This is a genomic window from Pseudoalteromonas sp. MB47, from assembly GCF_011319765.1.
Taxonomy (GTDB): Bacteria; Pseudomonadota; Gammaproteobacteria; order Enterobacterales; family Alteromonadaceae; genus Pseudoalteromonas; species Pseudoalteromonas simplex.
In genome coordinates, this window is record NZ_VFBD01000006.1 from 220,159 (window position 1) to 242,879 (window position 22,721).

19 protein-coding genes are annotated in these 22,721 nt (G+C 41.7%); 12 read left to right on the forward strand and 7 right to left on the reverse strand.

Annotated elements, in window-relative coordinates; translation table 11 throughout:
• Window positions 1–42: 42 nt before the first annotated feature.
• Window positions 43–510, reverse strand: a complete 468-nt coding sequence (locus IMPJCBKJ_RS03655) for a hypothetical protein (RefSeq protein WP_054552658.1) — start codon at window positions 508–510, stop codon at window positions 43–45.
• A 28-nt stretch (window positions 511–538) separates the two neighbouring features.
• Complete coding sequence (locus IMPJCBKJ_RS03660; protein ID WP_166338852.1) at window positions 539–1,432, reverse strand: hypothetical protein; 894 nt, start codon at window positions 1,430–1,432, stop codon at window positions 539–541.
• Between the two features lie 72 nt (window positions 1,433–1,504).
• On the opposite strand from IMPJCBKJ_RS03660, the gene glnE reads away from it, so the two are divergent.
• The gene (gene glnE / locus IMPJCBKJ_RS03665; RefSeq protein WP_166338854.1) at window positions 1,505–4,291 is read left to right on the forward strand and encodes a bifunctional [glutamate--ammonia ligase]-adenylyl-L-tyrosine phosphorylase/[glutamate--ammonia-ligase] adenylyltransferase; all 2,787 of its coding nucleotides are present in this window, start codon (window positions 1,505–1,507) and stop codon (window positions 4,289–4,291) included.
• Here the strand turns inward: glnE and IMPJCBKJ_RS03670 are convergent.
• The 3 genes from IMPJCBKJ_RS03670 to tolC form a co-directional block, all read right to left on the reverse strand.
• Complete coding sequence (locus IMPJCBKJ_RS03670; RefSeq protein ID WP_054552655.1) at window positions 4,288–4,863, reverse strand: TcpQ domain-containing protein; 576 nt, start codon at window positions 4,861–4,863, stop codon at window positions 4,288–4,290. The two genes, glnE and IMPJCBKJ_RS03670, sit on opposite strands and share 4 nt — an antisense overlap.
• A 59-nt stretch (window positions 4,864–4,922) precedes the next feature.
• A complete protein-coding gene (gene lpxL, locus IMPJCBKJ_RS03675) occupies window positions 4,923–5,849 on the reverse strand; it encodes an LpxL/LpxP family Kdo(2)-lipid IV(A) lauroyl/palmitoleoyl acyltransferase (RefSeq protein WP_054552654.1) in 927 nt (308 codons plus the stop codon).
• 104 nt (window positions 5,850–5,953) lie between these two features.
• Window positions 5,954–7,294 (reverse strand): outer membrane channel protein TolC, encoded by a 1,341-nt coding sequence (tolC, locus tag IMPJCBKJ_RS03680; RefSeq protein WP_054552653.1) that lies wholly within the window; start codon window positions 7,292–7,294, stop codon window positions 5,954–5,956.
• Between the two features lie 150 nt (window positions 7,295–7,444).
• Here tolC and IMPJCBKJ_RS03685 point away from each other — a divergent pair, with 150 nt between their 5' ends.
• The 10 genes from IMPJCBKJ_RS03685 (at window position 7,445) to IMPJCBKJ_RS03730 (ending at window position 17,835) form a co-directional block, all read left to right on the forward strand.
• A complete protein-coding gene (locus IMPJCBKJ_RS03685; RefSeq protein WP_166338856.1) occupies window positions 7,445–8,077 on the forward strand; it encodes an NUDIX domain-containing protein in 633 nt (210 codons plus the stop codon).
• Between the two features lie 9 nt (window positions 8,078–8,086).
• Window positions 8,087–8,545: a DUF1249 domain-containing protein gene (locus IMPJCBKJ_RS03690; protein WP_138598894.1), complete on the forward strand. Its 459-nt coding sequence runs from the start codon at window positions 8,087–8,089 to the stop codon at window positions 8,543–8,545.
• Window positions 8,532–9,314 (forward strand): metallophosphoesterase, encoded by a 783-nt coding sequence (locus tag IMPJCBKJ_RS03695; protein ID WP_166338858.1) that lies wholly within the window; start codon window positions 8,532–8,534, stop codon window positions 9,312–9,314. The genes IMPJCBKJ_RS03690 and IMPJCBKJ_RS03695 overlap by 14 nt, the downstream gene beginning before the upstream one ends.
• A complete protein-coding gene (locus tag IMPJCBKJ_RS03700) occupies window positions 9,299–9,859 on the forward strand; it encodes a YqiA/YcfP family alpha/beta fold hydrolase (RefSeq protein ID WP_166338860.1) in 561 nt (186 codons plus the stop codon). Before IMPJCBKJ_RS03695 ends, IMPJCBKJ_RS03700 begins: the two co-directional genes overlap by 16 nt.
• A 33-nt stretch (window positions 9,860–9,892) precedes the next feature.
• Window positions 9,893–11,782: a DNA topoisomerase IV subunit B gene (gene parE, locus IMPJCBKJ_RS03705; protein WP_166338862.1), complete on the forward strand. Its 1,890-nt coding sequence runs from the start codon at window positions 9,893–9,895 to the stop codon at window positions 11,780–11,782.
• A 51-nt stretch (window positions 11,783–11,833) separates the two neighbouring features.
• Window positions 11,834–12,934, forward strand: coding sequence for a PQQ-dependent sugar dehydrogenase (locus IMPJCBKJ_RS03710; RefSeq protein WP_138616282.1), 1,101 nt, complete (start codon window positions 11,834–11,836; stop codon window positions 12,932–12,934).
• 10 nt (window positions 12,935–12,944) lie between these two features.
• The gene (parC, locus tag IMPJCBKJ_RS03715) at window positions 12,945–15,242 is read left to right on the forward strand and encodes a DNA topoisomerase IV subunit A (protein ID WP_054552646.1); all 2,298 of its coding nucleotides are present in this window, start codon (window positions 12,945–12,947) and stop codon (window positions 15,240–15,242) included.
• Between the two features lie 138 nt (window positions 15,243–15,380).
• Window positions 15,381–16,094 (forward strand): 1-acylglycerol-3-phosphate O-acyltransferase, encoded by a 714-nt coding sequence (locus IMPJCBKJ_RS03720; protein ID WP_054552645.1) that lies wholly within the window; start codon window positions 15,381–15,383, stop codon window positions 16,092–16,094.
• On the forward strand, window positions 16,094–16,429 hold the full coding sequence (rraB, locus tag IMPJCBKJ_RS03725) for a ribonuclease E inhibitor RraB (protein WP_054552644.1): 336 nt from the start codon (window positions 16,094–16,096) through the stop codon (window positions 16,427–16,429). The genes IMPJCBKJ_RS03720 and rraB overlap by 1 nt, the downstream gene beginning before the upstream one ends.
• Window positions 16,430–16,617: 188 nt before the next feature.
• Entirely contained in the window at window positions 16,618–17,835 is a 1,218-nt protein-coding gene (locus IMPJCBKJ_RS03730; protein ID WP_054552643.1) for an HD-GYP domain-containing protein, read from the forward strand.
• Here IMPJCBKJ_RS03730 and IMPJCBKJ_RS20680 read toward each other — a convergent pair.
• Entirely contained in the window at window positions 17,795–18,118 is a 324-nt protein-coding gene (locus IMPJCBKJ_RS20680; RefSeq protein WP_054552642.1) for a hypothetical protein, read from the reverse strand. The two genes, IMPJCBKJ_RS03730 and IMPJCBKJ_RS20680, sit on opposite strands and share 41 nt — an antisense overlap.
• 336 nt (window positions 18,119–18,454) lie before the next feature.
• Here IMPJCBKJ_RS20680 and IMPJCBKJ_RS03740 point away from each other — a divergent pair, with 336 nt between their 5' ends.
• The gene (locus IMPJCBKJ_RS03740; protein WP_054552641.1) at window positions 18,455–19,732 is read left to right on the forward strand and encodes an outer membrane protein transport protein; all 1,278 of its coding nucleotides are present in this window, start codon (window positions 18,455–18,457) and stop codon (window positions 19,730–19,732) included.
• 110 nt (window positions 19,733–19,842) lie between these two features.
• Here the strand turns inward: IMPJCBKJ_RS03740 and IMPJCBKJ_RS03745 are convergent, their stop codons facing one another.
• The gene (locus IMPJCBKJ_RS03745) at window positions 19,843–22,698 is read right to left on the reverse strand and encodes a valine--tRNA ligase (protein WP_138616286.1); all 2,856 of its coding nucleotides are present in this window, start codon (window positions 22,696–22,698) and stop codon (window positions 19,843–19,845) included.
• Window positions 22,699–22,721: the final 23 nt, after the last annotated feature.

The following is a 22,721-nucleotide window of genomic DNA, read 5'->3' on the forward strand; positions in this document are numbered from 1 at the left end:
TTTAGCAATATGGTAAGTATACAGCGGCTTAGGTGCAATTATTTATTTTCTATTTAACTCTTCAGCTAACGGTAAAAGATCTGTCGTCGTTTCAGCGATAGTTGTTTGACAGGAAAGGTGATTAATATGGGCGCTGTCGGGGCAAGGCGCAAAGCTAAAACCTTGTTCTTCTTGTTTTACTAAATAACGTATTTTATGTAGGGAATTGTATATAAATTTTTGTGCATCATCCGCTAATTGGTAATCGGTTAAATTAATTAAAACACCTTTAATGTTGTGGTGTTCATGCAGGTAGCTGGCCAGTTCAGAGACACTTATTTCATTACTGAAGTCGCAATAACAGTAATCTTTTATTAATTCATCAAACATAAGTTTGACCATGTGGCGGCTATTTGCGCCTGCCACAACAAGCGTTGAGCCTTCAACGCTCGCAAAATAATGCTCAGTAAAGGCTCGGCTAAACTCATTGTCTATATCAACTAGTAAATAATCATTAACTTTAAAGGGCATAGAGTCTCACGGTACTAAAACTTCCGTATCAAATTGAAAACATACTAATAAGTAAATAGCCTATTGCGCCAAAAACGGCAAACTCAATACACGCAATACCAATATTATCTTGATGATCAACTTCAAGAGAAGTATCTATATTCGGTAAAGAAATATACTTAATAATGTAGCTCAAAATATAAAGTAATGCCCACATAGCACCGCAATGAGATACCAAAGTGAATAAGTTTTCTACCATCTTACCACTAATAAATGATGCACTGGCAAGACCAGCATAACCAGCAAGAGCAAGGCCAATAGACTTACCGGCGTAGCGGATACCGATGGAAGTATTTTCTAGATTAAAATTACTTTGTAGCGACGCACCTTGGTTAGCTTTTGCAAAACGATACTCACGGATTTTACTATCAAGGGCAAACATACCTTGCAGCACAAAAAAGCTCACTGTGGCGATCAATAAGCTGCTATAGCCTTGGGTATGGCACCAGTTATAAAGACCAAGAGCAATAATACAGTTTGCGATTAGCATGCCTGAATCGACCAAGGCGGCGCAGACATTTTGCTTTAGAATAGCGGCTTCTTCATTAAAGCGATGCAAAATCCATTTACGATGAATTAAATGGCCTATTTTTATAAAAGCAAACAACAGCACAATGAGTAAAAGTACTTTTAGCGGATTAGATTGGGCTGCACTTAAGCTAATCTCATCAAATATATAAGCGATAGTTGCTATAACGACCATGATTTCGCTGGCAAAGCTTATTCCCATGGCAAAGTTATCATGTTGCGCAAGCTCTTCTTTAAGCGCTTGTTTTGCTTTGATTTGCGTTAGAATACGTAGCAGTACTATAGTGGCGCAGATTACAGCGAAACTAATAGCAATCGCGACTAAACTAGTGTTAGATAGTGATAAATATGACATGCAGGTCCCTGCTAAATAATTCTTTGATTATCATTCTAGTACGGTTATTGGCAAGTTAAAAGAGAGTATTTAATGAGTAATTTACACGCGCTTCCAGAGTCACTTCATCAGTTAGGCCAAACCCGCTTCGCGAGCTTGTATGAGGGGCAAACTGAACAACAGAAAATTATTAACTTGTTGTCTTTAAGCGACTTTGCGTGGAACTGTCTACAATCTCAGCCAAACTTAAAAGACTGGTTACTTGATGATAAGGAGCTTGCTAATCGTGCAGTTGAAGCTCCGTTAAGTAGTACAGAAATCAATGAGCTTGACGACAATGCTGCAATGGCAAAACTGCGTTTGTATCGAGAAAAGTACTGGTTGAAAGTGGCTTTTCTTGACTTGTGCTGTGCAAACCCAATCGCTGATAGCATCGCTTATATCTCTGCGCTTGCAAATCAGCTTATCGATAGTGCCAATCAGTGGGCGTTTGCGCAGGTAGCTAAAGTTAGTGGTATGCCGCTTGATGATGACGGTAATGCAATGCACATGTTAGTTTTAGGCATGGGTAAACTAGGTGGAGGAGAGCTTAATTACTCCTCTGACATTGATTTAATTTTTTCTTACCCTCGTGATGTTGCAACGCAAGGTGGGCGTCGCTCTATTGAAGCGCAGGTGTTTTATACCAAAGTGGCGCAAAAGCTGATTATGGCGCTTAATCAAACTACGGTAAATGGCCAAGTATTTCGGGTTGATATGCGCCTGCGCCCATTTGGTGAAAGTGGGCCTTTGGTGATGAGCTTTCATGCTATGGAAGATTATTATCAAGAGCAAGGACGTGAGTGGGAACGCTACGCCATGCTAAAAGGCCGATTAATCGGCACAGAAAACCGTTATTGGAATGAGTTTTATGAATTGCTACGGCCATTTGTTTATCGCCGCTATATTGATTTCTCGGTGATTGAATCGCTGCGTAAAATGAAGCAAATGATAGCTCAAGAAGTACGCCGAAAACGCCTTACAAACAATATTAAATTAGGCGCAGGGGGCATTCGAGAAGTGGAATTTGTGGTACAAGCGCTGCAAATGGTGCGAGGTGGTCGCGAAGCTAACCTGCAAACTCAGTCATTATTAGTTGCTTTAAAAGAACTGGTTAACAATCAGGTTATGTCCAACAAAGAGGCTGAATTACTTACACAAAACTATTTAGACTTACGTCAAATTGAGCAGTACTTACAGATATTTGCTGATAAGCAAACGCAAACCCTACCTGATGACGAATTAAACCAACAACGTTTATGTTATTTGCTCAATAAAGACGATTTTAATCAGTGTTTGTCTAGTATCGAGCAGATCATGTCTCAAGTCCATGGTGAATTCGAACAGGTGATTGGTTTTGAAAGTGAAACCAGCGACCCGTGTGAAAATGAGTACATCAGCGCATGGGAAATGACGGATGTTAGCCTGATGTGTGAGCCGAACCTTGATTGGCAAGCAGCATTGGAAGATTTTAAGGCGCGTTTAACTAAGGCGAAGGTTGGTAGTCGAGGTCGTGACATTTTAGATAAATTAATGCCGCTTTTACTTAAACAATTAACGATAGCAAAAGCGAGCAGTGACGCCTTTATGATGATCTGCCAAGTATTGAATAAGATCATTTCACGAACCGCTTATCTAGAGCTGTTGTATGAAAACCCTGGAGCCTTAAATCAACTGGTTGCACTATGTTGTCATAGTAAATGGATTGGCGAACATATCTCTCGTTACCCAATTTTACTTGATGAGCTGATCGATCCTCAGGTGCTTTATAAACCGACACCTTTATCTGCTTACAAAGATGAAATTAGACAATACTTCTTGCGCATTGAGCATGGTGATCTAGAGCTACAAATGGAAGCTCTTCGTCAGTTTAAGCAAACGCATCAGCTACGCATTGCAGCGGCTGATGCAACAGGTGTACTTAGCGTGATGAAGGTAAGCGACCACCTTACAGCGCTTGCTGAGGCAATTGTAGAGCAAGCGGTCAATATTGCATGGCATGCGTGTGTTGAACGCTTTGGTCAGCCCGTTAATACGTCAGAGCAAGAAAAAGGCTTTGCGGTTATCGCCTACGGTAAAACAGGTGGTTTCGAAGTTGGCTACGATTCAGACTTAGACCTTGTGTTTGTGCATAACCACGATGGCAGCAGTTATACCGATGGTGATAAGTCGATTGATTCGCGTCAGTTTTATTTAAAACTTGCACAGCGCTTAATGCATTTATTCAATACTCGCACGGCGTCTGGTATTTTGTACGAGCTTGATACTCGTTTACGTCCTGAAGGGGCGTCAGGCTTACTGGCTATTAATTTAGAAAGTTACTACCACTATCAGCAAACTCAAGCATGGACTTGGGAACATCAAGCTCTCGTTCGCTCACGCATGATTTACGGTCAAGCATCATTAAAAGATCGTTTCGCGCGAATTCGTATAGATGTGTTATGCCAAACCCGTGATAACGAAAAATTAAAAACGGATGTTGTTGAGATGCGTGAAAAAATGCGCGCTCACCTTGCTAAGGGTAACGATGAGCTGTTTGATTTGAAGCAAGATAGGGGTGGTATTACAGATATTGAATTTATTACTCAGTATCTGGTGCTAAATAATGCTAAGCAACATCCAGAGCTAACGAGCTGGTCTGATAATGTGCGTATACTAGCCGATGCGGCGCGTTTAGGCTGTATTAGTGAGCAAATGCAGCAAGAGTTAGTGGCTGCGTATATAGCCTATCGTTCACGTTATCATGTAATGAGTTTGAATCAGCAGGGGCGTTGTGCGCCACGTGCTGAGTTAACTCAGCATATCGACTTAGTTAGTCAGGCGTGGCTACAGGTGTTTTAGCTTTTTAAACGGCGGCAATTTTCACGTACATAAGCAGAGGGCAGCTCAGTGATCACAGCCGCTCTTTGCTTAAAACAAAAATAAGTGTAAACCTCATTTTCGAAATCATCGTTGATTGCTCGACCTACTTGATACAATGCAGAAACGAAGTTGCTATCAACTCGAAAGTGATCTTTTACTACGTAGTCTTTACTAAGATACCAGTACAACACAATATCTTCATTTTTAGCATAATCAGATAATACATCTTTTAAAGTCGTGCCATTTTCAAAGCGACGAGGTTGTATATCTCCTGTCCAGTTTGGCGATGAAGGCTCAACGACTTTTTCACGCTCAAATAGTGCGACATCTAGACTAGTTTCAGGTGTCGGTAATTTAAGAACATATTTATCTCGCTCGTTATCTTTGTCATTGACCTGATTTCGAAGGGCTGAATAAAAGCGTGATAGACCTTGGGCCGCTGCATTTTGAGTATTTTTGATATCTAATACGGGACCGCTGCCAAATAAAAAATAAATAGCAGCAGCAATCAAAATGACAGCTAATGATAAATGCTTAACCCAAAACCACATTTCTAATACTCTTGTTGTTAATTAGCTTAATAAAACCATACATACAGCAAAATGTCACTCTACTTGTAATAAGAAGGTGCATTCTTATCTGGACGAGTTTTAAAGCGGCGATGTAGCCACATGTACTGCTCAGGAGCCACGTTTATTGCTTGTTCCATACGCTGGTTAACGCGTGTTACATCAGCAAGGTTATCGCCACTAGGGAAATTTTCTAAAATAGGAAGCACTTCTAGATGATAGCATCCATTCTCATCACGACGACTCGTTAAACTTACGGTTTCGCAGTTCTTACTATTGGCAAACAGCAGTGCACCTGTAGTTGTTGCTGTATCTTTTACCGCATAAAACGGTGCAAACTCGCAACGATTACGGCCATAGTCTTGATCTGGCAGGTAGTAACAAACCTTCTTGTTTTTGAGGGCTTGCAGTAGGCCTTTGACATCTTTTTTACCGATTAGATATTCATTAGAGCGTAAGCGACCGTTGGTAGTAAAATACTCCATTAGAGGATTATTATGTGGGCGATAAAAACCAATACCTTGGTGCTTTAAGCCCATTACCCGACTTGCCATTTCAAGGTGTAAAATGTGTGGAACAAGAAGCAAAACGCCTTTGCCTGATTGCTGAATTTGCTGAAAATATTCTAACCCTTTTATCGAGCCATACACTTTTTTAACTCGCCACTCGGGCCACCACCAAGCCATGCCGGTTTCCATCATCGCAATACCGGTATTTTCCATATTTTTACGAACTAGTTCGCGTTGTTCATGCTCTGGCATTTCAGGAAAGCACAAACGAATATTCACCTCAGCAATATGGCGGCGACGTTTCATAAAACGATGTACTAGGCGGCCGAGCAGTTTTCCAAGCGCTAGTTGCAATTTATGTGGCAACCAAGAGATAAGATATAAAAAGAAAATGCCAACCCAAGTTAACCAGTAGCGAGGGCCCAAAAAAGACGCTTTAAACGGTGATGAACTAACCACAAAAAAATCTCTAAAAATAAAAAAGCTAGTTTAACTGTAAGTGTTTAAAAATACAAAAAGCCAGCGCGAGGCTGGCTTTGTTGGTATAAGTTTCGAAGAAATATTTAGATTTCTTTTAAACCTTGGTTAATAGCAATAAGGTCTTCACTAGTTAGTGTACCAGCAGCTTGTTTCAAGCGAAGTGTTGAAACAACATAGCGGTAACGAACATTTGCTAAGTTACTTTTTGCGTTATATAAGTTTTGCGTGCTGATCAATACGTCAACGATAGTACGTGTACCAACTTCAAAGCCTGCTTCAGTTGCTTTAAGTGCACTTTCTGCAGAAACAACAGCTTGTTGTAAGGCTTTATACGTGGCAATGTCAGACACTACTTGGTTATATGATGTAATAACCGAGCGAGTTACTGCACGTAAACTTGCTTCTAAATCTTCACTTGCGGCAACATAAAAAGCGCGAGCTTGATCTGTTGCTGCAGTTGTAGCACCACCTGAGTAAATCGGTAGGCTAAAGTTAACGCCAATTTTAGCGCTATCTTCACGAGGTTGATGTGAGTTGCTATTTAGATCGGTTAGGCTGTCACCGTAAGAAGCACTTAATGTTAGCTTCGGATAGTGACCCGCTTTTGCTAAATCAATTTGATCTTTTGCAATATCAACCGTTACTTTAGAAACTTGCAGATTTAAGTTGTTGTCTTCAGCAATTTTGATGTACTCAGACGATTGTTTATTTGGCGCAACAGTTGAAAATGTATCTGTATTCAACATGTCTAGTTTTGCGTGGTATTTACCAGTAATTTCGCGAAGTTGCTCACGCGCTGTTTCAACACTGTTCTTAGCAACAATTTCTTGTGCAACAGAGTTATCATATTGAGCTTGTGCTTCGTGTACGTCAGTGATTGCTGTTAAACCTACCGCATAACGCTCTTTAGTTTGTTGCAATTGGCGCTCGATGGCACGCTTTTCTGCTTGAACAAACTCAAGGTTATCGATTGCACTTAGTACGTTGAAGTAACCCTCAGCTACACGAACGATTAGATCTTGGCGTGCAAAATCATACTGAGCGTCTGCTTGTAATGCTTGCTTATCAGCAATACCTAGCGAGTTCCAAGCGCCTAAATCAAATAGTGTTTGGTTTAGGCTAATACCACGGCTGAAAACATCAGGATCGTAATCATAACCAGCATAACCTGTAGTATCATTACCCTCATAAAGATCAGACTTGGTTGTTTCATAACCAAGGCTTAAGCCAATTTGTGGTAATAGTGCACTTAACGCGCGATCACTTTCATAAGCTTGCGCATCTGCTTGGGCTTTTGCTTTAAGTACGGTAGGATCGTTTGCTGTAGCAATCTCGTAAACTTGTAGTAAGTCTTCAGCATAACTAGCTGTTGCAGTCAGTGCGCTTGAAAACCCGATCAGCGCAGCGAGTAGAGTTTTTTTCATTGTTCGTTCAGTCCTTAGACAATTTTGTACTATCACCATGGTACTCTTTTTTAATGAATAACCAAAAAAAAATTACGTAAATCTGCATGTCCAAGTGTAACAGAATATAATTGGTCGTAATTTTTGCTTGCAGTGTAAAGGAAATAAAGGATGAAAATATCAGCAATCTCACAATTTAACCATGATGACATAGAGTTAAAGCCAATTGAGCGTGTTTATAATGGTTTCTTTAAAATTAATATCTATCGCTTTCATCATGCCTTGTTTGCGGGTGGTAAATCAGTAGAAATTAAACGTGAAATTTTAGAGCGCGGCCATGCTGTTGCTGTACTTCCTTATGACCCTAAAACTGACCAAGTTTTATTAATTGAACAAATTAGAATCGGGGCACTCGCATCAAAGCAGTCACCTTGGTTACTTGAGTGTATTGCAGGCATGGCTGATGGCAGTACTGATTATGAAGATGTTGCCAAACGTGAAGCATTCGAAGAAGCCGGTATTGAGCTTAACGAGCTGGAATTTATGATGTCGTATCTTTCAAGCCCCGGCGGCACCACTGAACGTTTGTATTTATATTTAGCGCGCACTGACTTAGCAGGGTATCAAGGCGGTATTTTTGGCCTTGATAATGAAGATGAAGATATCAAAACTCATGTAATGTCATATGATGAAGCTATGCTGCGCCTAGAACAGGGTGAAATAGATAATGCAGCGACAGTTATCTCATTACAGTGGTTAGCACTGAATAAGCAACGTATACTGTCTGATTGGAAAAACTCATAGGGGATTATTTTGTCGTACGTCAGTGCCCAGCAGCGTTATATTCAAAGCTTACCTAAGTACTTAACTTTGTGTGAGCATAATTACGTGCGTGCGCTAAAACTATTACCTAATGAGCGACGTATAGGTCAGGAACGTAAAGTGCAATTAGGGCACAGCACTTTTGCGGTTAAAGTTGACGATACAGCAAAATACACCACAGATATTTCTATCAGACAAGAAGCCGGTCATTTGCCTTCGGTTAAGCCTTTGTATTTAACTGTGCGCATGTATCATGATGCGAAAGTAGCCGAAATCGTGCATCATGATTTTCATCAGCGCATCAAGCCTTCCTATGCTTACCCTAATCCGAATATGCACCAAAAAGATGAAAAATATCAGCTTAACGCCTTTTTGTATGACTGGCTGGTGGCTTGTGTTGAAAACGGCCGAGCAGTTTTAAATTGGGATGTAAATAATGGCTTGGTTTAGTGACGCCTTCCATTTTGATAAAACAGCACTGAAAGTTGCCCACATCACTGATTGCCACTTATCAAAAGACATCCATGGTGAATACTTTAGCGTGAATACGGCAGCGTATTTTTCACGCTGTTTAGAAGCGATTGCTGAATTAGATGTGGATTGTGTGGTATTTGGTGGAGATTTAACACAAGATCACAGCAACGATTCTTATCAGCTTTTTGCTAAATTAATAGCAGACTCAGCGCTCAGTTGTCCGGTGTTTTGGCTGCCGGGTAATCATGATGAACTTGCTGAATATGAAAAGCTTATAAGCCCGCAAATTTTAAACAATAAACGCATTACCTTTTTAGGTGGGCAGTTGCTGTTAGCTAACTCAAAAGGCCCGACGCCAGCAGGCTGGGTAACACAAACGCATTTAGATGAGTTGAGCCAAGCGGTAGGTCAGGTTCAAAGTGTGGTGTTTTGTCATCATAACCCGCTGCCTATTCAAGCTTACCTAGATAAACATATGCTAGAAAATGGCCCGCAGTTTTTAAATACCTGCGTCAATACTGAGCAGTGTGTGGGTGTGTTCCATGGTCATGTGCATCATGAGTACACGCAAAATTACCGTAACCTTAGTGTGTATGCGACACCTGCCAGTTCAATACAATTTAGCAAACACACGATGGCGTGGCAGCAAGAGGATTTAGGCCCCGCATTTCGAATCATCGACTTAATAATTGATGAGCAACAAAACTTACTGTTAAGCACGAATGTAGTATGGCTAAACGAGTAATTTATATTCATGGCTTTAATAGCTCTGAGCAATCTTACAAAGCTGTTCGTTTTGGTGAGCACATGGCGCAATTTGATGTCGATTATCAGGTGCCGCGATTAACTCATGAGCCATTACATGCAATTTTACAATTAGAACTACTGCTAAATGATGATACTGTATTACTAGGTAGTTCATTAGGTGGTTTTTATGCGACCTATTTGTCGCAACGTTATTCAATACCCGCGGTAGTCATTAACCCTGCGGTTCGCCCATTTGAGTTACTCAGTAACTATTTAGGGGAAAATTATAACCCGTATCAAGATAGTCATTATGAACTTGGTACTCGTCACATGGATGCATTGCGCAGTTTATATTTGCCGCAATTAGACACCCCTTCATTGATTTATTTGCTACAGCAAACGGGCGATGAAGTACTGCCGTTTCAGCAGGCGGTTAAATATTATTCTCAGTGTAAGCAACACGTTGAATTTGGAGGCGATCATAGTTTTATCGGCTTCGAACAAACCTTTGCAAGTATTGTAGATTTTCTTAAAATCACGTAAAACATAGCTAAGCGCATAAAAGATATAAAAACTATGAGTCAGCAAAATTATAACGCCGAAGCAATTGAAGTCTTAAACGGATTAGAGCCCGTAAAACGCCGCCCAGGTATGTATACCGACACGGTTCGACCTAATCATTTAGGTCAAGAAGTTATCGATAACAGTGTCGATGAAGCAATGGCAGGCCATGCCACTAAAATAGATGTCATCCTTCATGAAGATAACTCTCTTGAGGTTATCGATGATGGCCGTGGTATGCCGATTGATATTCACCCTGAAGAAGGTATCCCGGGTGTGGAACTTATTTTTACCAAGCTGCACGCCGGTGGTAAGTTCTCTAATAAAAACTATCAGTTCTCAGGTGGTTTACACGGGGTAGGTATTTCGGTTGTAAATGCGCTATCGACTCGTGTTGAAGTGACTGTGCGCCGTGATGCGAAGCAATTTCGTATGGCTTTTGAAAACGGTGACAAGGTTGAAGATCTAAACGTCATTGGTACTGTGGGTAAACGTAACACAGGGACAACTGTGCGTTTTTGGCCTGATGCGAGCTATTTTGACTCAGCTAACTTTTCAATTACTAAGCTTAATCACTTATTAAAAGCCAAAGCGGTATTGTGCCCAGGCTTGCGCATTAAGTTTACTAACAAGCAAACCAAAGAAAGCCAAGAGTGGTATTACGAAACAGGCTTAAAAGATTACCTAGTTGAAGCAGTCAAAGGCTTTGAAGTATTACCAAAAGAGCCGTTTATTGGTGACTTTTCAAGTTCAACCGAAGGCGCTGACTGGGCGGTTGTTTGGCTACCTGAAGGCGGTGAATCAATCGCTGAAAGTTATGTTAACTTAATTCCTACTGCACAAGGCGGTACACACGTTAATGGTTTACGCCAAGGCTTGCTTGAAGCAATGCGTGAATTTTGTGAATTTAGAAACCTATTACCACGTGGTGTAAAGCTAACACCAGATGATATTTGGGAGCGTTGTAGCTACGTATTGTCGGTTAAAATGCAAGACCCACAGTTTGCTGGCCAAACAAAAGAAAAGCTGTCTTCTCGCTCATGCGCTGCGTTTGTATCAGGTGTGGTAAAAGACTCATTTAGTTTATGGTTAAACGAGCATACAGAAACGGCAGAATTATTAGCTGAGTTATGTATCTCAAATGCACAGCGCCGTTTACGTGCTGCTAAAAAAGTCGTGCGTAAGCGTGTTACCTCAGGCCCTGCATTACCGGGTAAATTAACGGATTGCAGTGCCCAAGATAATGACCGTACTGAACTGTTTTTAGTAGAGGGTGATTCAGCGGGAGGCTCAGCAAAACAAGCGCGCGACCGTGAATTCCAAGCAATCATGCCGCTGCGCGGTAAGATTTTAAATACCTGGGAAGTTGAATCTGGGCAGATTTTAGCATCGCAAGAGGTGCATGATATTTCTGTCGCTCTGGGTATTGACCCTGATTCAAGTGATTTATCTGGTCTGCGTTATAACAAGATTTGTATCTTGGCCGATGCTGACTCAGATGGATTACACATTGCTACCTTGCTTTGTGCGCTGTTTGTTCGTCACTTTCCATCGCTTATCAAACAAGGCCATGTGTATGTAGCTATGCCGCCGCTATTTCGTATCGACATTGGTAAAGAGGTTTACTACGCCCTTGATGAAGACGAAAAGAACGGTATTTTAGCGCGCATTGAAGCTGAGAAAAAACGCGGTAAGGTTAATGTTCAACGCTTCAAAGGGTTAGGTGAAATGAACCCGTTACAATTACGCGAAACCACGATGGATCCTAATACGCGTCGTTTAGTGCAACTAACCTTAGATGAAGAAGAGCAAACCATGGAAATGATGGATATGCTTCTTGCAAAGAAACGTTCGTCAGACCGTCGTCAGTGGTTAGAAGATCACGGTAACCGCGCAGAAGTTTAGTTAAAGGTGTAGCAACTTAGTTGCTAGCAACGAATTAAAGGGCAAGAAAAAATGAAAAAACTACTGACCTCATTATTGTCGCTGAGCTTGTTATCAGCGCCTGCAATGGCAAAAGATATTCTTGATAAGTTAACAGTTGCTGATGGGTTTTCTATTAGCCTGTTTGCTGATGATGTAGAAAATGCACGTCAAATTGCGGTATCAAAAAGAGGTATTGTTTACGCAGGCTCACGTAAAGCAGGCAATGTTTATGCGTTGATTGACCATAACAGTGATGGTGTGGCTGACAGAAAAATGGTTATTGCCACAGGTCTTGAAATGCCATCAGGTTTAGCGATTAAAGATGGTGATCTATATGTGGCTGAAGTGTCACGTATCATCCGTTTTAAAGACGTTGATAAAAATTTAAAAGATCCTAAATACGACGTGGTATACGATAAGTTTCCAACTGATCGTCACCATGGCTGGAAATTTATTAGTTTTGCGCCAACTGGTGAGTTAATTGTGCCAGTGGGTGTACCATGTAACATTTGTGCTGAAGACGAAAAATATGGTCGTATTTTCTCGTTAGATGTTGACACAAAAGAAATTAAAACAATTGCCAAAGGCGTTCGTAATTCAGTTGGTTTTGATTATCACCCTACAACGAATGCATTTTGGTTTAGTGATAACGGCCGTGACATGATGGGCGATGACATGCCACCTTGTGAAATTAACCGTGTTGGTGAAGGTGAAGAGGGTGCGCATTATGGTTTCCCTTATGTTCACGCTGGGGCGATTTTAGATCCTGAGTTTGGTAAAGGTAAAAGTATTGCTGACTACAAATCGCCAGCCCTTGCACTTGGTGCTCATGTTGCTCCTTTAGGTATTCATTTTTATAACGGTAAGCAGTTTCCTGCTAAATTCAAAGAGCAGCTTTTTGTTGCTGAGCATGGTTCATGGAACCGCAGTAAAAAGTCAGGCTACAAAGTGATGCTAGCGAATGTTGAACAAGGTCGTATTACTAAGTACACCCCGTTCATCACAGGCTTTATGCAAAACGAAGAAACATTTGGTCGCCCAGTTGCATTTGCAGAGCTTGCAGATGGCAGCTTATTGATCTCAGACGACTTTGCTAATGTGATCTATCGCGTTAGTGCTAAGAAAAAATAGGTAAGCGTTAATGAGTGATACAGATACCTTGCTGATGCAAGGCATAGAACAACAAACAATGGGGCGCTTTACTGAAGACGCCTACTTAAACTACTCAATGTACGTCATTATGGACCGTGCCTTACCTCATGTAGGTGACGGTCTTAAGCCTGTACAGCGTCGTATCATCTATGCAATGAGCGAACTGGGGTTATCGGCGCAAGCAAAATATAAAAAATCAGCCCGTACCGTGGGTGATGTACTGGGTAAATATCACCCTCATGGTGATAGTGCTTGTTACGAAGCCATGGTGTTAATGGCGCAGCCGTTTTCTTACCGCTACCCGCTGGTGGACGGTCAAGGTAACTGGGGTGCTGCCGATGATCCTAAGTCATTTGCTGCAATGCGTTACACCGAAGCGCGTTTATCTAAGTTCTCAGAAGTTTTACTAAAAGAGCTGGGTCAAGGCACTGTCGATTGGACCGCAAACTTTGACGGCACACTTGATGAGCCAATGGTGTTACCTGCGCGTTTACCGCACATCTTACTCAATGGTGTAACGGGTATTGCTGTAGGTATGGCAACCGATATTCCACCACATAATGTGCGTGAAGTTGCCAGTGCCTGTTGTTTATTACTTGATAAGCCAAAAACTGAAATCGAAGAGTTGCTTGAGTTAGTGCATGCGCCTGACTACCCAACAGAAGCTGAGATTATCACACCGAAAGACGATATTCGTAAGATTTATCAAACTGGACGTGGTTCTATCAAGATGCGTGCAATTTACACTGAAGAGCAAGGTGACATCGTGATCACCGCGCTGCCTCATCAGTGTTCAGGTGCAAAAGTACTTGAGCAAATTGCAGCGCAGATGAATGCTAAAAAGTTGCCGATGGTTGCTGATTTACGTGACGAATCTGATCACGAAAACCCAACCCGCATCGTGATTGTACCGCGTTCAAACCGCATCAAGGCTGAGCCATTAATGGCGCACCTATTTGCAACCACAGATTTAGAAAAGAACTACCGCGTAAACTTAAACATGCTTGGTCTTGATGGTCGTCCGCAAGTGAAAGATTTACGTAGTATCTTAACTGAGTGGTTAACGTTCCGCCGTGAAACGGTTCGCCGTCGCTTACAGCACCGTTTAGATAAGGTATTAGCACGCTTACATATTTTAGAAGGTTTATTAACGGCCTTTTTAAACATTGATGAAGTTATCGAAATTATCCGTACTGAAGATAAACCAAAGCCTGTTTTAATGGAGCGTTTTGGTTTAACAGATATTCAAGCGGAAGCGATTTTAGAGTTAAAACTACGTCATTTAGCAAAACTTGAAGAGTTCAAGATTAAAGGTGAGCAAGATGAGCTTGCCCTTGAGCGTGACAAGTTAGAGCAAACGCTTGGTTCAGAGCGTCGTATGTCGACGTTGATGAAAAAAGAAATCCAAGAAGCGGCTGAAATGTATGGTGATGATCGTCGCTCACCAGTTGTTGAACGTTTAGAAGCAAAAGCGCTAAGTGAAAAAGACCTTATCCCTTCAGAATCAGTGACCGTTGTGTTATCCGAAAAAGGTTGGGCACGTGTTGGTAAAGGCCATGATTTAGATGTTGAAGGGCTGAGTTATAAGTCAGGCGACAGCTATAAAGCCTCAGCGCGAGGTAAGAGTAACCAGCCTGCAGTGTTCTTAGATTCAAGTGGTCGCGCTTTTGCTACTGATGCACATAGTTTACCTTCAGCTCGAAGCCAAGGCGAACCAATGACAGGGCGCTTTAACTTAAGCTCTGGCGCCAACTTTGAGCATGTGGTGATGGCAGAAGACAACCAAGTGTTGTTAATGGCTTCCGATGCAGGCTATGGCTTTATAAGTGACTTTAAAGATCTGGTGAGTAAGAACAAAAACGGTAAAGCGCTGGTCAGTGTTCCTAAAGGCGGTGAATTACTCGCGCCAATTAGAGTAACTGACGTAGCAACAGATTACTGTATGGCAATTTCTAACGAAGGCCGCATGTTGTTATTCCCACTGCGAGATTTACCTAAGCTTAGTAAAGGTAAAGGAAATAAGATTATTTCTATCCCAAGTGCGAAAGTGCAAGCCCGTGAAGAGTTTGTAAAAGTGCTGGCTGTGGTGCCTGCGGGCAGTAGCGTAACCCTGCATGCAGGTAAACGAAAACTGACACTGAAACCGGCTGATCTTGAGCACTACCATGGTGAACGCGGTAGACGAGGTAATAAGTTACCACGTGGTCTGCAGCGAGTTGATGAAGCTGTAGTCGAAGTGACTCAAACTGATGATAGTGATGAGTCGCCAAGCGAAGTAACAGAGTAAAAACCAGAGGCCTGCAATTGCAGGCCTTTTTATTGTTAAAACGTTATGAAATTTTAAGCGTACACATGTGCGCTTAAAGCTATGGAAATGGTATTTTTCACGTTATAATGCGCGCTGATTAGTACGAGGAGAATTCGTTTGTTAGCTATTTTTCGCATAATTTTCATGGCGTTATTTATTGTTTTAAGCTGTGTTTTCGGGCTGCTTTTATGCATTGTGAAGCCGTTTCATACTAATAACGTGCATATTATTGCGGGTTGGTTTTGCAAAGTAGCTAAAATTTTAGGTGTCAAACTAGAGCTTAAATATCACGAGACTCCAAAAAATATTGGCCCTGCTGTCTATGTAGCAAATCATCAAAATAACTATGACCTATTCACTTTACCTGCCATGGTGCCAGAGAACTGTGTAAGCCTTGGTAAAAAAAGCCTCAAATGGATCCCGTTTTTTGGTCAGCTATATTGGTTATCGGGCAATATCTTAATTGACCGTGCTAACCGCTCAAAAGCGGCGGGCACAATTTCTAAATCAGCTGAGAAAATAAAACAAAAAGGCTTGTCGGTGTGGATGTTTCCTGAGGGCACGCGAAGCTATGGTCGCGGTTTATTACCCTTTAAAACCGGGGCATTTCACACAGCAATGAGTGCTGATGTGCCAGTTGTACCAGTTTGTATGAGTACAACGCACAAAACTATTAAGCTAAATCGCTGGGATAATGGTACAATTTACCTCGAAATGTTAGCGCCGATTTATCTTGATAAAGACGTATCTGCTCGTGACCATGCTTCACATGTTCATCAGATTATGGCCGCTAAAATAACTGAATTAGATGCTCAAGTGAGAAACAAATAATGGAAAATTGGCGCGAAATTACTGAAGACATCGTTACTTCATTGCTTGAAGATGGCTCAGATCCTGAAGTACTTTATGAAGTGGAACATCACTTTGTTAGCGAAAATTTTGAAAAATTAGAGCAAGCAGCTTTAGCCGCTTTTAAACTAGGTTACGATGTTGAAGAACCAGCTGAACTTGAGCTAGAAGACGGCGAGAAAGTATGGAGCTTTGACGTGGTTGTTGAGTGTGAACTTGATGTAGAAGCCATTATGGAAGACGTAGACAAGTTAGAAGCGCTTGCTCAGCAAACAGACGTTGAATACGACGGCTGGGGCACTTACTTTCAGGAATAAACAGCTAGAGAGCTGTCAGCTATCTGCCGTCAGCTCTTAGACTGAACTACCACAATCTAGCGAGTTGCTTGACTCGTTAGTTTACCCTCTGACTAATACCTATTTCGTATTCGTTATTCAATCTATAGACATTTGTAATCAATTAGCGATAATAAAAAACTCGATGTTTATATGCGCTAAGCTTACCTATGCTTATTACTTTACCCATTGCCGAACTTGTTCCAGGGATGTTTGTTGACAGTGTCAGTAAGCAACAAGAGCATGTAAATAGTATTAAGATCAAAACACGTGGTTTAGTGCGTGATAAAACAATTATTCAGCGCCTGATCTCTGAGGGGGTTGAAGAGCTACTCATCGACTTTACACAAAGCGATGTTGCACTCCCTAAAAAATACCAACCAAAGCCTGAACCGGCTAAACCGAAGGTTGAACAAAAACCTGCTGCTAATGAAGAGCCGCAAGGGATCACGGTTCAACAAGAGTTTCTAAAAGCTAGTGTTCACTATGAGCAGCATAGTCGTAAGCTACAAAGTTTATATTCCGATATTACAGCTGGACTAAAAATGAATATGGCAGTGCTTGACGACATTGCTGTTGATATAGTCGGCTCCGTTTTTCGAAATCACAATGCATTAACTATTTTAACTCGTCTCAAAGATAAACATATTTATAACTGGCGTCACATGATCAACACTGCGATTTTGGTGAGTGTGTTTGCTAAGTATTTAGGCTATAAAGAAAAGACGATCAAAGAACTGGCGATGGGAGCTTTGCTGCATGATATTGGCCAAGCTAAAATGCCGCAAGGTGTTTTATCTAAGCCAAGCGCATTAAATGATAACGAAATGCAAGTCGTTAAAAAACATGTGGCGCAGAGTTTAGGTTTAGTGAAAGGCGAGAAGGGCATTACTCCACTAATGCTTGATATGATAGTAAATCATCATGAACGTTTAGATGGTACAGGTTATCCACGCGGTATTACTGCTGAAAAGCTTAGCCGCCCCGCAAGAATGATGGCAATTGTTGATGTTTATGATGCTATGACGGCAGATAGGCCTCATCAAATGGGAGAAGAACCTATTTCGGCTTTGCGTTATTTACTTGCGAACAAACAAATGTTTGATTCTGAATTAGTGCAGCGCTTTATTAAATGTCTAGGTGTACACCCTGTCGGTACTATTGTTAAGTTAAATAATGATCGTTTAGCGTTAGTAATGGAAGGGAATCACGAGAATCCAATCAAACCAAAAGTGAAAGTATTTTATAATGCTAAACATAAGCACCACGTGACGGCGAAAGATGTCGATTTGAACGTGGAAAAAGAACTAAAAATTATTGCCAGTATTAAACCCTTAGATTATCAGCTTAATTTGGCTCGTTTGTTAAAAGAGCATCTGCTTGTTTAGACTTAACACAGCGTTTTTTGGCGCTGCGTTTAGCTGAAATAAATGCCCCACTAAAACAACTTATCATTAAAACTAACCACAATAGCGTCCCTTTTTCGACATGTAAGGCTACGCAACACAATAAAAGAGACAAAACTGAGCTAAACATAGCGCCTAACCAATAGTGATTGACTGGGTTGTCGCAATCACCTGCTTTAGTACATGCACAATAATTTGCTTTACAAAAATAATGAACGCTCACACCGCATAACATTAGTGCCACAATAATAAAGGCGATTTCCATACTCAAACTCAACTGAGAAACTTTTATTTTTAGTCTAAAGCTACAAAGGCGATAAGTCAATGCAAATGATAATTAATATCGTTTGTTTGGTTTGTAATCAGAGATCTGATGAGTTTTAATAAGTTGTTATCTTGTTGTTAAAATGCGGGTTTTTTACCTATTTCTAACGAAAAATTACAGTTTTTTGATCTTAATTAAGGTAATGTTCGAAAGTTTATAATCATTAGAATAAAACATCTAATGCCAACATACAGCGCTAATCTTTTATGCTTAACTAATAGGTTGCCCTCATTGTTGGATTAGTTTTCGCACAAGTTTGCAAGAGGACACAGATTTATGAAGTTCACAAAAACACTAATTGCAGCATCACTTGCTGTTGTTTCTGCTGACAGCTTTGCTGCAGCTTTCCAATTAGCAGAGCAAAACGTTTCAGGTTTAGGCCGTGCATACGCTGGTGAAGCAGCCGTTGCTGACGATGCCTCAGTTGTTGCTCGTAACCCTGCACTTATGTCTTTATTTAAAGATAAGCAAATCTCAGTGGCAGGTATTGCTGTAATTCCAGATGTTAGCTTAGAAGGTGAAAGTGCTGCATACGGCTTAGATGAAAGCTCTATCGATGACGATAGCATCGCGCCATCAGCATTTATTCCTGCTGGTTACTTCACTATGCCATTAAACGACAAAGTATCTTTAGGCTTTGGTGCTTTTTCAAACTTTGGTCTTTCAACTGAATTTAAAGACGATTACGCAGCAGGTTCTATCGCAGGCGAAACTGAAATCGTGACTGTTAACATGAATGCAAGTGCTTCATACAAAATCAACGAACAGTTCAGCCTAGGCCTTGGTTTAAACTATGTTTATGCTGATGCGAAAGTGGTGCGTAATGCAGGTGCAAACCCATTAGGTTTACCAGCGAGCACGCAAATCGCTCACCTTGAAGGTGACGACTACGGCTTTGGTTGGAACATTGGTGCTATGTATCAGTTAGACGAAAACAACCGTTTTGGTTTTAACTACCGCAGCGAAACAGATATCGACTTTGAAGGTGAGTACTCAAACCAGCTACCAGCTGCTGTTGGCGGTTTAGCGGGTACTAAAGTTCCGGGTGAGTTAAAATTAACCTTACCAGCCATTGCTGAGTTCTCTGGTTCACACCAAATCGATAAGAAGCTTGGCGTGCACTACAGCATTTTATGGACTGGCTGGGATAGCTTCCAAAAATTAGAAGCTTATACGCCTAGTCAAGAAGCACCTGTATTCTCTAAAGAAGAGAACTTCTCTGATTCAATGCGTTACTCTATCGGTACTGACTACCAGTACAGCGACGCTCTTTTACTTCGTGCAGGTATTGCATACGATGAGTCGCCAGCAGACCAATCTCACCTTTCAATCTCTATCCCTGATACAGATCGTTTCTGGTTCTCATTTGGTGGTAACTACGCATTCAGCGAAAACTCAAATATTGACCTAGGTGTAAGTATTCTTCGTGGTAAAACACAAAACTTCTCTGAAAAAGACAGCCTAGCTGCATCAGTTGGCCAAGATGTTTCATGGGACTATGAATCAAAAGGTCACGCAGTTCTAGTTGGTGCTCAGTACAACTACAAATTTTAATTGTGACGCGACGTAAAGTCGCTGCTACAGAGCATTAAAAAGCCGCGCTATAACAATGTTATAGCGCGGCTTTTTTGTAAGCGCGAATAAATCGCGCTTGATATATGCTGTTATAGACTTTCGATTTTCGCTTTTTGCGCTAATAGTTTGTCTTTCGCATCGGTAAATTCAGCCAGTTTAGCATGCTCTTTAGCAAGCACAGCTTCTGGCGCATTATTTACGAACTTCTCGTTAGCTAACTTGTTTTGAACCTGTGCTAAGCCTTTTTCTGCTTTCTCAAGCTGCTTCGCGATACGGGCTAATTCAGCTTCAACATCGATTAGGCCAGCCATTGGGATCATGATCTCAAGGTTACCAACATACGATGTTGCACACGCTGGTGCATCGTCTTTGTTATCAAGAAGGGTGAACTCTTCAAGCTTAGCAAGCGACGCTAAGAATGCTTCGTTATCCGTTAAGCGGCGCTTGTCTTCGTCAGACGCATTAGCAAGCAATACAGATAATGGTTTGCTTGGGCTGATATCCATTTCACCACGAATGTTACGAATAGCAAGAATGAATTGTTTAACCCATTCTAGGTCGTCCATCGCTTGGCTATCAACATTAGCTTCATTGTATACAGGGAAACCTTGAACCATGATGCTAGTGCCCGCAGTTTCGATACCTGCAAGTGGTGCAACACGTTGCCAAATCGTTTCTGTGATGTATGGCATTAACGGGTGCATTAAGCGAAGTAGGCTTTCTAATACCGTGATTAGGGTATGACGAGTACCACGTTGCTGTGCTTCGTTACCTTTAAACAATACTGGTTTAGTCAGTTCTAGGTACCAGTCACAGAATTGGTTCCAAGTGAACTCATAAATGGTGTTTGCTGCTAGGTCAAAACGATAGTTTTCTAGATGCTCAGTATAGGTTTTAACCGTTGCTTCAAATTGACCTAAAATCCAACGATCAGCAAGTGAGTACTGTTTCTCAGCATCTGTAGCGAAACCACAGTCTTGCTCTTCAGTGTTCATTAATACGTAACGGCTCGCATTCCATAGTTTGTTACAGAAGTTACGGTAACCTTCAAGGCGGTTCATATCCCAGTTGATGTCACGGCCCGTTGAAGCCATTGCCGCAAGGGTGAAACGCAGTGCGTCTGTACCGTGTGCTTCGATACCGTTTTCGAATGTTTTACGAGTGTTTTTCTCAATCTTCTTCGCTAGTTGTGGCTGCATCATGTTACCAGTGCGCTTTTCAACTAGGCTTTCAAGGTCGATACCGTCAATCATGTCGATAGGATCAAGTACGTTACCTTTCGACTTAGACATCTTATCGCCGTTTTCATCACGGATAAGGCCTGTTACGTAAACGGTTTTAAATGGTACTTGTGGCTTGCCGTCTTCATCTTTGATGAAGTGCATGGTCATCATGATCATACGCGCAACCCAGAAGAAAATAATATCGAAACCTGTTACCAATACGTCAGACGGGTGGAACGTTTTTAAATCATCAGTGTTTGCAGGCCAGCCTTGCGTTGAGAAAGTCCAAAGCGCAGATGAGAACCAGGTATCTAAAACGTCTTCGTCTTGCTTAAGTGCAACATCATCAGCAAGGTTGTTGTCGCGGCGTACTTCAGCTTCGTCACGACCAACGTATACGTTGCCTTCGTTGTCGTACCAAGCAGGGATGCGGTGACCCCACCAAAGCTGACGTGAAATACACCAATCTTGTACGTCGTTCATCCACGAGAAGTACATGTTCTCGTATTGTTGAGGTACGAACTTAATGTCGCCATTTTTAACAGCTTCTTTTGCAGGCTCTGCAAGAGGTGCTACGCGCACGTACCACTGATCAGTAAGAAGAGGCTCAATCACTACGCCAGAACGGTCACCGTAAGGTACAGTTAAGCTGTGATCTTCGATTTTTTCAAGTAGGCCAAGTTCTTCAAATTCGCTCACAATCGCTTTACGTGCATCAAAGCGGTCAAGGCCATGTAGGCGCTCAGGAATTGGCGCATCTAATTCAAGCTCTTTACCGTCGAATGTGTAGCTTTCGCCTTCGCTTAATACCGCTGCATCTTTATTGAAGATGTTGATCATTGGTAGTTGGTGACGTTTACCTACTTCGTTATCGTTAAAGTCGTGGGCAGGCGTGATTTTCACACAACCTGTGCCTTTTTCCATGTCTGCATGTTCATCGGCAACAATTGGAATACGGCGGTTTACGATAGGCAGTAAAATGTCTTTACCGATCAGATCTTGGTAGCGCTCATCATCAGGGTTAACAGCAACACCTGTATCACCTAGCATTGTTTCAGGACGTGTTGTCGCAACAATGATGTAGTCTTTACCATCTTTGGTTTTTACGCCATCAGCAAGAGGGTAACGTAGGTTCCACATGTGACCTTGTTTGTCTTTGTTTTCAACTTCAAGATCAGAAATAGCCGTGTGAAGTTTAGGATCCCAGTTAACTAGGCGCTTACCACGGTAGATTAAATCTTCTTTGTGAAGACGTACGAATACTTCTTTAACCGCTTCAGAAAGGCCTTCATCCATAGTAAAACGCTCACGGTCCCAATCTACAGACGCGCCTAAACGACGTAATTGTTTAGTGATCGTGCCGCCAGAGTGGTTTTTCCACTCCCAGATTTTATCGATGAATGCTTCACGGCCTAGGTCGTGACGTGTTTTACCTTCTTCAGCAGCAAGCTTACGCTCAACAAGCATTTGTGTTGCGATACCCGCGTGGTCAGTACCAACTTGCCATAATGTGTTGTTGCCTTGCATACGCTTTAAACGCGTTAGCGTATCCATGATGGTATCTTGGAACGCGTGGCCCATGTGTAAGCTACCCGTGACGTTTGGTGGCGGGATCATAATTGAGTATGCGTCACCTTGGCCAGACGGTTTAAAGTAGCCATTTTCTTCCCAGCCTTGGTATAAAGACTGTTCAATATCTTGCGGATTATAGGTTTTATCCATTACACAGAACCTTAAATAAATGC